Source organism: Pseudomonas sp. 1928-m (assembly GCF_029269135.1).
In the GTDB taxonomy this organism is placed as follows: Bacteria; Pseudomonadota; Gammaproteobacteria; order Pseudomonadales; family Pseudomonadaceae; genus Aquipseudomonas.
Map to the genome: position 1 here is coordinate 579,358 of NZ_JARIXO010000001.1, position 13,788 is coordinate 593,145.

The 13,788-nt window shown below is 62.1% G+C and carries 10 protein-coding genes; 6 read left to right on the forward strand and 4 right to left on the reverse strand.

Going from position 1 to position 13,788, the window contains the following annotated elements; genetic code table 11:
- Positions 1-57: 57 nt before the first annotated feature.
- The 5 genes from gcvH to P3C18_RS02610 all read left to right on the forward strand — a co-directional run bounded on the left by gcvH (position 58) and on the right by P3C18_RS02610 (position 7,920).
- On the forward strand, positions 58-447 hold the full coding sequence (gene gcvH / locus P3C18_RS02590) for a glycine cleavage system protein GcvH (RefSeq protein ID WP_275960312.1): 390 nt from the start codon (positions 58-60) through the stop codon (positions 445-447).
- A gap of 330 nt (positions 448-777) precedes the next feature.
- Positions 778-3,084 (forward strand): Orn/Lys/Arg decarboxylase N-terminal domain-containing protein, encoded by a 2,307-nt coding sequence (locus tag P3C18_RS02595; protein ID WP_275960313.1) that lies wholly within the window; start codon positions 778-780, stop codon positions 3,082-3,084.
- 182 nt (positions 3,085-3,266) lie between these two features.
- Positions 3,267-5,567 carry an Orn/Lys/Arg decarboxylase N-terminal domain-containing protein gene (locus tag P3C18_RS02600; RefSeq protein WP_275960314.1) on the forward strand — a complete coding sequence of 767 codons (2,301 nt, stop codon included), beginning with the start codon at positions 3,267-3,269 and terminating at the stop codon, positions 5,565-5,567.
- A 73-nt stretch (positions 5,568-5,640) separates the two neighbouring features.
- On the forward strand, positions 5,641-6,969 hold the full coding sequence (potE, locus tag P3C18_RS02605) for a putrescine-ornithine antiporter (RefSeq protein ID WP_275960315.1): 1,329 nt from the start codon (positions 5,641-5,643) through the stop codon (positions 6,967-6,969).
- A 45-nt stretch (positions 6,970-7,014) separates the two neighbouring features.
- On the forward strand, positions 7,015-7,920 hold the full coding sequence (locus tag P3C18_RS02610; protein ID WP_275960316.1) for an amino acid ABC transporter substrate-binding protein: 906 nt from the start codon (positions 7,015-7,017) through the stop codon (positions 7,918-7,920).
- A 68-nt stretch (positions 7,921-7,988) separates the two neighbouring features.
- On the opposite strand, the gene P3C18_RS02615 is transcribed toward P3C18_RS02610, so the two are convergent.
- The 3 genes from P3C18_RS02615 to P3C18_RS02625 all read right to left on the reverse strand — a co-directional run bounded on the left by P3C18_RS02615 (position 7,989) and on the right by P3C18_RS02625 (position 11,069).
- Positions 7,989-8,435: an NfeD family protein gene (locus tag P3C18_RS02615; protein ID WP_275960317.1), complete on the reverse strand. Its 447-nt coding sequence runs from the start codon at positions 8,433-8,435 to the stop codon at positions 7,989-7,991.
- Between the two features lie 3 nt (positions 8,436-8,438).
- Entirely contained in the window at positions 8,439-9,359 is a 921-nt protein-coding gene (locus P3C18_RS02620; protein WP_275960318.1) for an SPFH domain-containing protein, read from the reverse strand.
- 123 nt (positions 9,360-9,482) lie between these two features.
- Positions 9,483-11,069, reverse strand: a complete 1,587-nt coding sequence (locus tag P3C18_RS02625) for a L,D-transpeptidase family protein (protein ID WP_275960319.1) — start codon at positions 11,067-11,069, stop codon at positions 9,483-9,485.
- A 160-nt stretch (positions 11,070-11,229) separates the two neighbouring features.
- Between P3C18_RS02625 and P3C18_RS02630 the strand changes: the two genes are divergently transcribed.
- Positions 11,230-11,898, forward strand: a complete 669-nt coding sequence (locus P3C18_RS02630) for a murein L,D-transpeptidase catalytic domain family protein (RefSeq protein ID WP_275961563.1) — start codon at positions 11,230-11,232, stop codon at positions 11,896-11,898.
- A gap of 14 nt (positions 11,899-11,912) precedes the next feature.
- On the opposite strand, the gene P3C18_RS02635 is transcribed toward P3C18_RS02630, so the two are convergent.
- The gene (locus P3C18_RS02635) at positions 11,913-13,697 is read right to left on the reverse strand and encodes a type II/IV secretion system protein (protein ID WP_275960320.1); all 1,785 of its coding nucleotides are present in this window, start codon (positions 13,695-13,697) and stop codon (positions 11,913-11,915) included.
- Between the last annotated feature and the right edge of the window lie 91 nt (positions 13,698-13,788).

Below are 13,788 nucleotides of genomic sequence, written 5' to 3' on the forward strand. Positions count from 1 at the left end.
GGCCTGCTAAATTTCCATGACGGCGTGGTCGCCGTCATGTCAGATGAGGAACGACACATGAGCAATATCCCCGCCGATCTGCGTTACGCCGCCAGCCATGAGTGGGCGCGCCTGGAAGCCGATGGCAGCGTTACCGTTGGCATTTCCGATCACGCTCAGGAAGCCCTGGGTGATGTGGTATTCATCGAGCTGCCGGAAGTCGGCAAGACCCTGAATGCCGGTCAGGAAGCCGGGGTGGTGGAATCGGTCAAGGCCGCCTCCGACATCTACGCACCGGTCTCCGGTGAAGTGATCGCGATCAACGACGGCCTGGCCGACAGCCCGGAAAGCGTCAACAGCGATCCTTACGGCAGCTGGTTCTTCAAGCTCAAGCCGAGCGATGCCAGCGAGCTGGACAAGCTGCTCGATGCGGCCGCTTACAAGGCCAGCGCCGACAGCGACGCTTAAGCCGCCTGCTTAGCTGCACAACCAAGCCCCGCCTCGCGGGGCTTGGTTGTTTATGGGCCTTTATTTGTCTTGCGTAATGGCACTGTGCCGCTCTAGCACGGCGATTTGTCGCACTCAGCTGTTTGTTCGGTCAGAAAGTTTGCGCGGCCCGCGATGCTGACTAGGCTGTTGATCCATGTCACAAGATGTTTCCCCACTCGGCGCATAGTGGGGTGATCGGGCATGCAGCAATTCCCCGGTTTCTATGCACTAACCCCTGCACGGTTACTGGGTGCCAGGGTATGGACAGTGCGACTGCGTTTGCGCAAAAAGGACGATGGAGGCAGGTTGATGATTGGACGAACCAACAAACCCCTGAAAATGCGCGTACTGATGGTCGACGACGACCTCGGCAGCCCAGCCAGCATGCGTGGCCGCGTGCTCAACGAACTGGTCGACGAATTTGCCAGCCGCAATGCCGAGCTGATCAAGGCCACCTCCTACGAGGATGGCTTGGCGGCGGTGATGTCCGATGCGGCGCTGCATTGCATCTGCGTCGACTGGACCCTGGGCAAGAATGACGATAGCTCTCACGCCCAGGCGCTGGAGTTGCTGCGCAGCATTCGCCAGCGCAATGAAAACGTCCCGGTATTTCTGATGGCCGACCGTAATGCCAAGAAGAGCATCACGGTGGAGGCCATGGGTCTGGCCGACGAGTTCGTCTGGATGCTCGAAGACACCGCGCCCTTTGTGGTCGGTCGGGTGATTGCCGCGATCAACCGCTACCTCGAACACCTGCTGCCGCCGTTTACCGATGCACTGCTGCGCTACACCATGAAGGATGAGCACTCCTGGGCCGCGCCGGGGCATCAGGGCGGGATTGCCTTTACCAAGTCGCCGGTTGGCCGGGTGTTCTTTGATTTCTTCGGGGAAAACCTGTTTCGCACCGACAGCGGTATTGAGCGCGGCAGTCTCGGTTCAGTGCTCGACCACAGCGGCCCGGTGGCAGACTCCGAAGCCTATGTGGCGCGGATCTTCGGTGCCCACGCCAGCTACTCGGTACTCAACGGCACTTCTGGCTCCAACCGGGCAATCTTTATGGCCTGCGTCGGTGAAAACCAGTTCGCCCTGTGCGACCGCAATTGCCACAAGTCCATCGAGCAGGGCCTGGTACTGACTGGCGGCCTGCCGCTGTATATGACGCCGACACGCAACCGCTACGGGATTATCGGCCCACTGCTGCCCGCGCAGTTCGATGCGCAGCGCATCCAGGCCGCCATCGCCAACCATCCGCTGCGTGCTCAGGCCAAGGGCAGCAAGCCCGTGTATGCCGTGGTCACCAATTGCACCTATGACGGCATGTGCCTGCACGCCGAACGCGCCGAGGGCCTGCTCGCGCAGAGCAGTGAGCGCATTCACTTCGATGAGGCCTGGTACGGCTACGCGCGCTTTAACCCGCTGTATCAGAACCGCTTTGCCATGCGCGGTGAGCCCAGTAGCCACAAAGCCGATGCGCCCACGGTGTTCGCCACCCATTCCACCCACAAGCTGTTGGCCGCGCTGTCGCAGGCCTCGTTTATCCATATTCGCAATGGCCGCAACCCGGTCGAGCACAGCCGCTTCAATGAGTCCTTTGTGATTCAGGCCAGCACCTCGCCGCTGTATGCGCTGTTCGCCTCCAACGAGGTGGGCGCGGCGATGATGGATGGCAACGGCGGCTATAGCCTGACCCAGGATTCGCTGCGCGAGGCGGTGGATTTCCGCCAGGCGCTGGCGCGTACCCACCGCGAGTTTGCCAGCCGCGGCGACTGGTTCTTCCAGCCGTGGAACGCGCCGCAGGTCTGCGATAGCAAAACTGGCAAGACGGTTGATTTTGCCGACGCCGATGCCGAGCAACTGACCAGCGATCCCGCCTGCTGGGAGCTGGAGCCCGGCGCCGAATGGCATGGGTTCGCTGGTCTGGAAAAAGGCTGGTGCATGCTCGACCCGATCAAGGTCGGCATCATGGTGCCGGGCATGGGCGCCGATGGCCAGCTGTTGGCGGAGGGCATCCCTGCGCCCATCCTCGGTGCCTTTCTCTACCGCAACAATATCGTGCCGTCGCGCATCACCGACTTTATGGTGCTGTGCCTGTTCAGCATCGGCGTAACCAAGGGCAAGTGGGGCACGCTGATCAACGTGCTGCTGGCCTTCAAACGTCACTACGACAGCAATGCTCCGCTGCAGCGGGTGTTGCCTGATCTGCTCGCCCAGGCGCCTGAGCGCTACCACGGCATGGGCCTGCGTGACCTCAGCAACGAGATGTTCGAGTACATGCGCAGCAGCCGCATGGACGCCCTGCAGGCCGAAGCCTTCGGCAACCTGCCGCTGATCGAAACAACCCCGCGTGCTGCATTCCAGGCGCTGCAAACCGGCGAGGTCGAACTGCTGCCGCTGCAACAGGCGGCAGGAAGGGTTACTGGGGTTGGCATCATGCCCTATCCACCAGGCATCCCGATTGTCATGCCCGGCGAGAACCTCGGGCCGCTGGATGGCCCATGGATTCGTTATATCCAGGCCCTGCAGGATTGGGGCAAGCACTTCCCCGGTTTCGAGAAAGAGGTAGAGGGCGCCGTGCATCAGGACGGCGGTTACCACTTCTGGTGCCTCAAGCGCTAGCAGGCTGTTGAAAAACGTTGGCGAGGCAGCCAGCGCAAGGCAAAAACAGGCGAAAAAGCGGAGTTTACGAGTTGTAAATGAGCATTTTGAGTCTGTTTTTAACGCCGCGATGGCAACGCAGGTAGTTTTTCAACAACCTGCTAAGGCTTGGCACCCATCAGGTCTAATACAAGGAGTTCATCATGAGTCACGCGAAAGTGCCGTTGCCGGCATCCCTAGCCCAGCGTTACCCGGTGCTGATTGTGGTCAACACCCTGGAACACCCGGACAGCATCGTTCTTCGCAGCGCCGAGGAGGTGGGTCGGGCCTTGCAGCAACATGGCCTGGAGGTTGAGCGAGTCAGCTCGCTAGATGACGCGGAAATCGCCTTTCGCGCCGACCCAGCCTATTGCTGCGTCATCCTCGGCTGGGGCTTGTGCGAGGAGAACTTGCCGTTAGCGCTGCAGCTGATTCAGCTGATCCGCCAGCGCACCGCGCAGCTGCCGATCATGCTCGGTATGAGCCAGGCGCATCAGAGCCGGGTGCCGCTGGAGTTTGTTGAAAATATCGACGGGTTTATCTGGCAGCCGGAAGACAGCCCGGCGTTTGTCGCCGGACGCATCGAAGCCGCTGCCCGGCGTTATCTGGACAGCATCCTGCCGCCATTTTTCGGCGCCCTGGTGAACTTCGCCGACACCCATGAATACTCCTGGCACACCCCTGGGCATACCGGCGGCACTGCCTTTATGAAGACCGCAGTGGGGCGCAGTTTTCTCGACTTCTACGGTGAGCAGATGTTGCGCTCCGACCTCAGCGTGTCGGTGGGTGAGCTGGGCTCGCTGAATGATCACTCCGGGCCGATTGCCGAGGCGGAAAAGAATGCCGCGCGGGTGTTTGGCGCCGATTACACCTTCTTCTCGGTCGGTGGCAGTTCAGCCAGCAACGAGATCGTCCTGCACTCGGCGGTGACTGATGGCGATGCGGTGCTGGTCGATCGCAACTGCCACAAGTCGCTGAACTACGCGCTGAATATGTCCGGCGCGGTGCCGCTGTACCTGCGGCCACGGCGTAACGCACGCGGGCTGATCGGCCCGGTGCCACGCAGCGAGCTGACGCCCGAGGCGGTGGCGCAGAAAATCGCCGAAAGTCCGCTGATGACCGACAAGCAGGCCCGTCCAGTACTGGCGGTGCTGACCAATTCGACCTACGACGGCCTCTGCTACAACGTGCAGACCACCACCCGCGAACTGAGCCAGAGCGTCGACCGGATTCACTACGACGAAGCCTGGTATGCCTACGCGCGCTTCAATCCGCTGTATGAAGGCCGCTACGGCATGCACCGTGGCGAACGGCATGCCGATGACGCCACGGTGACCGTTACCCACTCGACCCACAAACTGCTGGCGGCGCTGTCGCAGGCCTCGATGATCCATATCCGCTCGGGCAAGGTGCCGGTCAAGCCGGCACTGTTCAATGAAGCCTTCATGATGCACACCTCGACGTCGCCGCAGTACAGCATCCTCGCCTCCACCGATGTGTCGGCGAAGATGATGGACGATGCCGGCGAGTACCTCACCGATGAGTCCATCGGCGAAGCCATCGCCTTCCGCCAGGCCATGGTGCGTCTGGGTAATGAGGTGCGTAAGCGCAAGCCGCAGGATTGGTGGTTTGGCGTGTGGCAACCGGATGAGGTCAACGGCGTGCCCTTTGCCGACCTCGACCCGCAGACCTTGCGCCAGGGCGATGCCTGGGTGCTCAAGCCGAACGCCAGCTGGCATGGTTTTGGCGACCTGGGCCGTGATTACTGCATGCTCGACCCGATCAAGGTCACCGTACTGACCCCAGGGCAGACCCTGGAAGGGCAGATGGAGGCCAGCGGTATTCCCGCGCCGCTGGTGTCGTCGTTTCTCGCCAGCCGCGGCATCGTGGTGGAAAAGACCGAGCCGTATTCGATTCTGCTGTTGTTCAGCCTGGGCGTAACCAAGGGCAAGTGGGGCTCGCTGGTCGCCGGGCTGATGGAGTTCAAGAAGCATTACGACAGCAACGCCTCGCTGGAATTGGTGATGCCTGAGCTGGTCGCCAACCACGGCGAGCGTTACGCCGGCATGGGGCTCAAGGACCTGGCCGACGCCATGCACCAGGACATGCTCGCCTCCAAGCTGCTGCACAACATGGACGCCGCCTTCAGCCTGTTGCCCGACGTTGTTTCATCGCCGCGGGCGACCTACGCCAAGCTGGTCAAAGGCCAGATCGAGCAGATCGCCGTGCGTGACATGCAAGGCCGCACCGTGGCCGTGCAGGTCGTGCCCTATCCACCGGGTATCCCGCTGATGATGCCGGGTGAGAAGGCTGGCGCGGACAAGCAGGCGATCATCGATTACCTGCTGGCGATGGAACTGTTCGACAGCCACTTCCCCGGGTTTGAGCACGACAACCATGGCGTCGAGATTGAGCGCGATGGCCAGGGTGGGCTGACGTACAGGGTCTATGTGGTCAAACAGTAACGTTTAGCCACTCCCGGCCGGCAGCCTTGGCTGCTGGCCGCGCCAGTGCCACGCAAAGAACAAGGAGAGGTCGATGGCTGAGTCAAGCAAGAAGATGAGCCTGGTGGGGCTTACCACCCTGGTGTCGGTCAACATGATGGGGTCGGGCATCATCATGTTGCCGTCGAGCATGGCCCAGCTGGGGGCCGTTTCGCTGCTGTCGTGGATCATCACCGCCGTCGGTTCCATGGCCATCGCCTACTGTTTCGCCCAGTGCGGCATCTACTGCCACCGCTCGGGCGGTATGTCGGCGTATACCGAGGAGGCGCACGGTAAGTCGGCGTTTTTTCTCTGTTCGTTTCTGTATTTTCTTTCGCTGGCCATCGGCAACGTGGCCATCGGTATTTCTGCAGTGGGTTATCTCACGCCGTTCTTCCCCTGGCTGGGCAGTGGCGCGATTCCGCTGTTTGTCGGCACAGTCGGGCTGATCTGGCTGACCACGGTGGCCAACTTCGGCGGCCCGCGTATCACCGGCAGAATTGGCGCGATCACTGTCTGGGGGGTGATCATTCCAGTGGCAGGGCTCAGTCTGATCGGCTGGTTCTGGTTTGACCCTGCGGTGTTGAAGGATGCCTGGAACCCGCACAGCCTGAAGATCAGCGATGCCATTGCGCAGAGTATTCCGCTGACTCTGTGGGCCTTCCTCGGCATGGAGTCGGCGGCGCAGAACTCCGATGCGGTGGAAAATCCCGAGCGCAATGTGCCGCTGGCCTGCCTGTTCGGCACCCTCGGCGCGGCAGTGGTGTATGTACTGTCGACCACGGTGATTCAGGGCATTGTGCCGAATGCCGAGTTGGCCAACTCCACCGCGCCATTTGCCTATGTCTATGCGCAGATGTTCAACCCCTTTATCGGCAACATCATCATGGGCCTGGCTGTCATGGCCTGCATTGGTTCGCTGCTGGGCTGGCAGTTCACTTTGGCGCAAACGGCCAAGGTCACGGCGGATCAGGGCATGTTCCTCAAACTGTTCGGCAAGGTCACTGCGGCCAATGCGCCAGTGATCGGCATGATCGTGTGCGGGGTGCTGCAAACCCTGCTGGCGCTGTCGACCATCTCGCCGAATGCCAGCGCGCAGTTCAGCAAGCTGGTGAACCTGGCCGCGGTGACCAACCTGATCCCCTATGTCACGGCGCTCTCCGGCCTGCTGGTGATCATGTACAAGGCCCGCGTCAGCGCGGCGATCTATACCCGCAACGTGGTGGTGCTGCTGGTGGCGATGGTTTATTGCTTCTACGCCCTGTATGCCTCGGGCAAGGATGCGGTGTTCGGCGCGATGCTGGTACTGGCGCTGGGTTATCTGCTGTACGGCTTTATCGCCAAGCGCTTTGTCGCTGAGCCGCCCGCGCCTGGTCAGGCGTGAGTGTGCATGCGGACTGCCAAGCCATCTGAATCTGGGGATATGGACATGAACGGACAACTGCTAAAACCCATCAACCTGCTGCTGGCCTGTCTGCTCGCCCTGCCGCTGCTGGCCAGCGCCAGTACGCTGGAGCGCGTGCGCAGCAGCAACAGCCTGACTCTTGGTTACCTGCCGGATATTGCGCCCTTCAGCAGCCAGCAGGACGGCCAGCCCAGCGGCTATGCCATCGAATTGTGCGAGCAGGTGGCTGCGCATATTAAAACCGAGCTGGGCCTGACCGAACTGCAGGTGCGTTACCAGGCGGTGGAGGAGGCCGAGAGCATCGCTGCGGTCAGCTCGGGCAGCATCGACATTCTCTGCTCGCCGACCCTGGAAACGCTGACAGAGCGCAAGGCGGTGAGCTTTTCGCTGCCGATCTACACCGCCGGCCTTGCCGCGCTGGTACGTGAGGATGCCTCGCCGGCGCTGATCAATGTGCTTAACGGCAAGGTGGCGCACAGCGGCCCGACCTGGCGGGCCACCATCAACCGTGGCCTGGCCAACCACACCTATGCGGTCACCGAGGGCGGTGCAACCGAGGCCTGGGTGCGTCAGCAGCAGAACCAGCTGGGGGTGGTCGCCACCCTGGTGACCGTCGCTAACCCAGAGCAGGGCGTGCAACTGGTGGCGGAGGGCAAGGCTGATGCGTTCTTTTCCGAGCGCATCCTGCTGCAGAACTACCTGGCCAAGAACAAGGATGCCAGCGAGATGAGGGTGCTGGAGCGCATCTACGAGTTCGCCCCGGTGGCCATGGCCCTGGCCCGTGCTGATGAGGACCTGCGCCTGCTGGTGGATACCGCGCTGAGCGAAAGCTACCGCTCCGGCGAACTGGAGAACATCTACCGCCGCCACCTGGGGGAGCCGGGTGAGATGGTCAAGGTGCTGTTCAAGGTTTACGCGTTGCCCAGGTAGCAGCCGATAAGAGCATTAACCCCTGTATGGCCGGGGCCAACCGGCTATACAGGATGTGCTCGACCGCACTATGCGGCCTCAACTTTCAGCAGCACGCCATCCTGGCCGACTACGCGCACTGGCGTGCCCGCCGGTAGGTCAGCACCGCTCACCAGCCACAGGCTGTCGCCGGCCTTGATCTTGCCGCGGCCACCATGGATGGCTTCGTGCAGGACAAAGGTGCGACCGACGAATTCGCTGCCGCGCTGGTTCAGCCCCGGCTGGTCGGAAGGTTTGGCTGCGCTGCGCTGGCGCTGCCACCAGAACACCGCCGTGAGTATCGACAGCAGGCCGAACAGGATGAACTGCGCAGCCCAGGGCAGGCTTGGGAAGATAAAGGTCAGCAGGCCGACGCTGGCGGCGGCCAGGCCGATCCACAGCAGGTAGCCACCGGCACCGAACACTTCGAGAATCAGCAGCAGCGTGCCGAACGCCAGCCAGTTCCAGTACGACAGGTGCTGTAAAAAGTCCCACATGGCTTAACCCTTCTTCTCACCGAAGGTGGCTTTGACAATTTCGCTGATGCCGCCGACGGCGCCGATTACCTGGCTGGCTTCCAGCGGCATGAGGATGACCTTGCTGTTGTTGGCGCTGGCCAGCTGGCCGAGGGCTTCGATGTACTTCTGCGCGACGAAGTAGTTGACCGCCTGCACGTTACCCTGGGCGATGGCTTCGGAAACCATGCGCGTGGCTTCGGCTTCTGCCTGGGCGGCGCGTTCGCGCGCTTCGGCTTCGAGGAAGGCGGCCTGGCGCTGGCCTTCGGCTTTGAGGATGTCGCCCTGCTTCTGCCCTTCGGCGGTGAGGATGGCGGCGGCACGCAGGCCTTCAGCTTCGAGAATCTGTGCGCGCTTGATCCGTTCGGCTTTCATCTGGCCGGACATGGCGGCCATCAGGTCGGCGGGTGGGCTGATGTCCTTGATCTCGATGCGGGTGATCTTGATGCCCCAGGGCGCGGTGGCTTCGTCGACGGTGCGCAGCAGTTTTTCGTTGATCGCGTCACGCTGGCCGAGCATGGCGTCCAGCTCCATGGAGCCGAGCACGGTGCGGATATTGGTCATCACCAGGTTGCGGATGGCGTGTTCGAGGTTGTTCACCTCGTAGGCCGCCTGGGCCGAGTTGATGATCTGGAAGAAGCAGATGGCGTCGATCTGCACCGTGGCGTTGTCGGCGGTGATCACTTCCTGCGGCGGAATATCCAGCACGTTTTCCATCACGTTGAGCTTGCGGCCGACCTTGTCCATGATCGGCACGATGATGTTCAGGCCCGGCTTGAGGGTGTTGGTGTAGCGGCCGAAGCGCTCCACTGTCCATTCGTAGCCCTGCGGCACAACCTTGAAGCCCATAAAGACGATGGCGACGGCGAGGCCGACAAAAAGAAAAATGACGCTGCCGATTTCCATGTGATGTAGCTCCTTGGCGAGTGAGGTCTGCTGATTAGCGGTTCAGGTATCTAAGCACAGTTGGCGTTGGCGCAGCTGTCGATGGTGTTGCAAGGTGCGCCGATCAACGGTCATGCGTGCGAATCAGTGCACGCTTGGCGCCAGGGCGTTGATCAGGCGGGCGTCACGCGCATAGATATCCGGGTAGTAGCGCAGGGCTCCGCCCTTTGTGGCTTCGGCGGTCCAGTAGGCAATCAGCAGCGGCGCCGGGTGTTGCAGGCGGTACTGCTGCGTCTCGCCGCTGGCGATGCGCGTCTGCACGCTGTTCAGCTCATCCGGGCTGAGCAACCAGGCGAGCAGGGTGTCGACGGCTTCGACCCGCACGCAGCCCGAGCTGAACGCGCGCGGCGCCTTGCTGAACAGCTGCTGGCTGGGAGTGTCGTGTAAATAAACCGCAAACGGATTGTCGAAGCGCACGGCCACGCGGCCGAGTGGGTTATGGCTGCCGGCGGACTGGCGCAGGCGAATCGGTCCGGGGTTGTCCCAGTCGATGCTGTGCGGGTCGAGCAGGTTGCCGTCGCGGTCGAGCACGCTCATCTGCTGGCGTTCCAGGTAGCTGATGTCGTCGCGAATGGCCGGCAATTTGTCTTCGCGCAGGATGGTCGGCGGCACGGTCCAGGTTGGGTTGAGGGTCAGCCGCACAATGCTTGAGGCGAGCAGCGGCGTTTGCCGTTCGGCGCGGCCGACCTGGGTACGGCTGCGCCAAAGCAGCTGGTTATCGCGCTGCACCTGGATTTCGGCGGCCGCGACATTGATCAGTATTTCGGCATCGCCCATTGAGTCGGCCAGCCAGCGCAGGCGCTCAAGGTTGGCGCGCAGCTGCTCGCGACGCATCTGTACGCTGATATTCAGCTCGGTGAGGCTGGCGGGGCCGAGAATGCCATCCGGGTTAAGGCCGTGGTCGCGCTGAAAATTCTCCAGGGCACTTTGCGTGGCCAGGTCGTAGGTGCTGCCCAGCTCTTCCAACGGTGCAACCAGGTAGCCTTGGGCGATCAGGCGTGCGCGCAATGCTGGCAGTCGCACATCCTTGCCGCCGGGCTTGAGCAGCGTACCGCTGGCCAATGTCGTCCACTCCCGCAGAGGCAGCAGGCGTTGTTGCGCGTAGGCGCTACGCAGCCGCTGGTAGTGCACGGTGGCCGGCCGCGCACTGGTAAAGGCCAGGGCCGGTGTGTGCAGATGCAGCAGGGCCAGCGACAGGGTCGCCAGTTGCGGGTCCGGGTTGGTCTGCCCAGGCGCCTGCCACAGTGGTTCCAGGCGCTGTTGCAGCAAACGGCCGCGACGCAGGTGCAGCAGGGCCTGCAGGTAGCTGTGGCTGGTCAGCAGTTCGGCGCAGTCGCGCTGCTCGGCGAAGCTTTCCGCAATCAGGCTGGGCAGCAGATAGTCGTTGGGCTGCAGACCGTCATCGGCCAATTGCGCCAGCTGTTCGCGCAATTGCAGCAGTTGTTCGCTGCTCTGCCAGGCCGGTTGGCCGTCGCGTTGCGTATAAAAAGCCTGCAGCAGGCGCTGAGCATTCTCGTCTAGGCTTGTCGGTAATGGGCTGCAGTGCTGCGTTAGCTGGGCCAGCAATGGGCGCAGATCGGCGCTGGTGGCAAAGGGCGCGTCGGCGGCATTGGCGACCAATGGCAGGGTGAGCAGAGCGGCGCTCAGGTAGAGTGTGCGTTTTTTGAACAATCTACTGCTCCATTCCATGGGCTAAGAACAACTTGGCCGCAGCCAGTATAGGCGGGCGATGGTTGGATCTTGTGACAGGACGTCCGAAGGTACTAGAGGTATTTGCGCAATGTTTGGACGTCTTGGCAGGTTCTGCCTGATCGGCTTATGGCTTTCGTGGATGCCGTTGTCGGCGACCGCCGCGGAGCAGGATGGGCTGCTCAGGGATTTGGTGCGGATTGCCCCTGGGCTTAATCAGCAGGCATTGCAGCATGCGCTGGCGGCCATGCAGTGCGCTGTCAATCATGGTGCTGAGCCTGCGCGCCGACTGGCGGTGATCGATTATTCGCGGCCTTCCACCGAGCGGCGGTTGTGGATCTTCGATCTGCAGCGCAAGCGTTTGCTGTTACGTGATTTTGTCGCTCACGGCCGCAAGTCCGGGGAGAACTTTGCCGAGGCGTTCTCCAATCGGTTGGGCAGCCATCAAAGCAGTCTGGGGTTATTCCGCACCGCTGAAAGCTACAGCGGCAAGCATGGTTATTCCCTGCGTATGGATGGTCTGGAACCCGGCCTGAATGACCTGGCCCGCGAGCGTGCCATCGTGATTCACGGCGCCGGTTATGTGAACCCCGGCTGGGCGCAGAAGCATGGCCGTATCGGCCGCAGCCTGGGTTGCCCAGCGGTGCGCCCGGAAGTGGCGCGGATGGTGGTCGATCAGCTCAAGGGCGGGCAGTTTCTCTTCGCCTGGCATTCCAACCAGCGCTTGCTGCAAGCCTCTGCCTACCTGGACTGCAAGCCGCAGCGGGTCGCAAGTATTCTCGCCCGCCAGCAGCGCCTGCCCAGAAGCTGAGGCGTGCGCCGGCGCTATTTCTGCTCGCTCTGCGGAGTCACCCGCAGCACTTCCTCAATGGTGGTCAGGCCGGCGGCGACTTTCTGCGCGCCGGACAGGCGCAGGCTGCGCATGCCTTCCTTGAAGGCATGCCGACGCAGCGCAATCAGGTCGGTGTCGGCAGTGATCAGCGGTTTCATCGCATCATTGATCAGCATGATTTCATACACCCCCGCGCGGCCGCGGTAGCCGGTGTCGCGGCACTCCAGGCAGCCGACGGCGCTGCAGGCCTGAGTCGGCAGCGGCGCACTCCAGGGTTTGGTCAGGCTCTGCCAGCCGTCTTCATCCAGGGTCTGCGGCGCCTTGCAGTGCGGGCACAGGGTGCGCACCAGGCGCTGCGCCATCACGCCGAGCAGGGTGGCCTTGAGCAGGTAATGCGGTACGCCCAGCTCCAGCAGGCGAGTGATGGCGCTGGGTGCGTCGTTGGTGTGCAGCGTCGAGAGCACCAGGTGCCCGGTCAGCGCCGCCTGGATCGCCATCTCGGCGGTTTCCAAGTCGCGGATCTCGCCGACCATGATGATGTCCGGATCCTGGCGCATCAGGGCGCGTACGCCGCTGGCGAAGGTCAGGTCGATATTGCTCTGCACCTGCATCTGATTGAAGGTGCCTTCGATCATCTCGATCGGGTCTTCGATGGTGCAGACGTTGACCTCAGGCGTGGCCAGTTGCTTGAGCGTGGTGTACAGCGTGGTGGTTTTGCCCGAGCCGGTAGGGCCGGTGACCAGAATGATGCCGTTGGGCTGGCTGGTCATGTTCTGCCAGCGTTTCAGGTCATCGGCGGAGAAACCCAGTTGGTCAAAGCTTTTCAGCAGCACTTCCGGGTCGAAAATCCGCATCACCATCTTTTCGCCAAAGGCGGTGGGCAGGGTCGACAGACGTAGCTCCACTTCGCCGCCGTCCGGGGTCTTGGTCTTGACCCGGCCGTCCTGCGGTTTGCGCTTTTCCGCAACGTTCATCCGCCCGAGGCTCTTTAGGCGGCTGACGATGGCAACGGTCACCTGCGGTGGGAATTGGTAGACGGTGTGCAACACGCCGTCGATGCGAAAGCGCACGCTACCCTGTTCGCGGCGCGGCTCGATATGGATATCGCTGGCGCGCTGGGTAAAGGCGTACTGGAACAGCCAGTCGACGATATTGACGATATGCGCGTCGTTGGCGTCGGGCTCCTGATCCTGGGCGCCGAGATTCAGCAACTGCTCGAAGTTGCCCACACCGCTGATCTTAGTGTCGCCGGCCGAGGCGCCGCTGACCGATTTGGCCAGGCGGTAGAACTCTACGGTAAAGCGCTGGATATCCGTTGGACTGGCTACCACGCGCTTGATCGGGCGCTTGAGCACATGGATCAGATTGGCTTCCCAGCTGTGCACCAGTGGTTGGCTGCTGGCAATGGTTACTCTGTCATTGTCCACGGCCACGGCGAGAATCTTGTGGCGCTGGGCGAAGGCGTAGGACATCAGCGGGGTGATGGCGGCGACATTGATCTTCAGCGGGTCGATGCGCAGGAAGGGTTGGCCGCATTGTTCCGCGAGCCAGCTGGTCAGCGTTTCCAGCTCGAGCTTTTTGCCTGGGTTTTTCAGATCATCGAGCTGCTGGGCCGCGAGAAACTCCAGCGGGTGTTGCTGGTTGCTGGCGGCGCTGCGGCGGATCGCCAGGCATTGCTCTGCATTGTCCTGATTGGTCCGGCCCTGTGCCACCAGTTCACGCAACAGGTCGCCGAGGTCGAGCTGGCGATCATGGGCGGATGAGACGAATGCGGACATAGAACTCCCTGATGATCCTGGTAACTAAGCAATGCTGACAGCATGACTCCCGGGGCGCGGGCTGTCTGCCGACTTGATCCATTTTTGCACA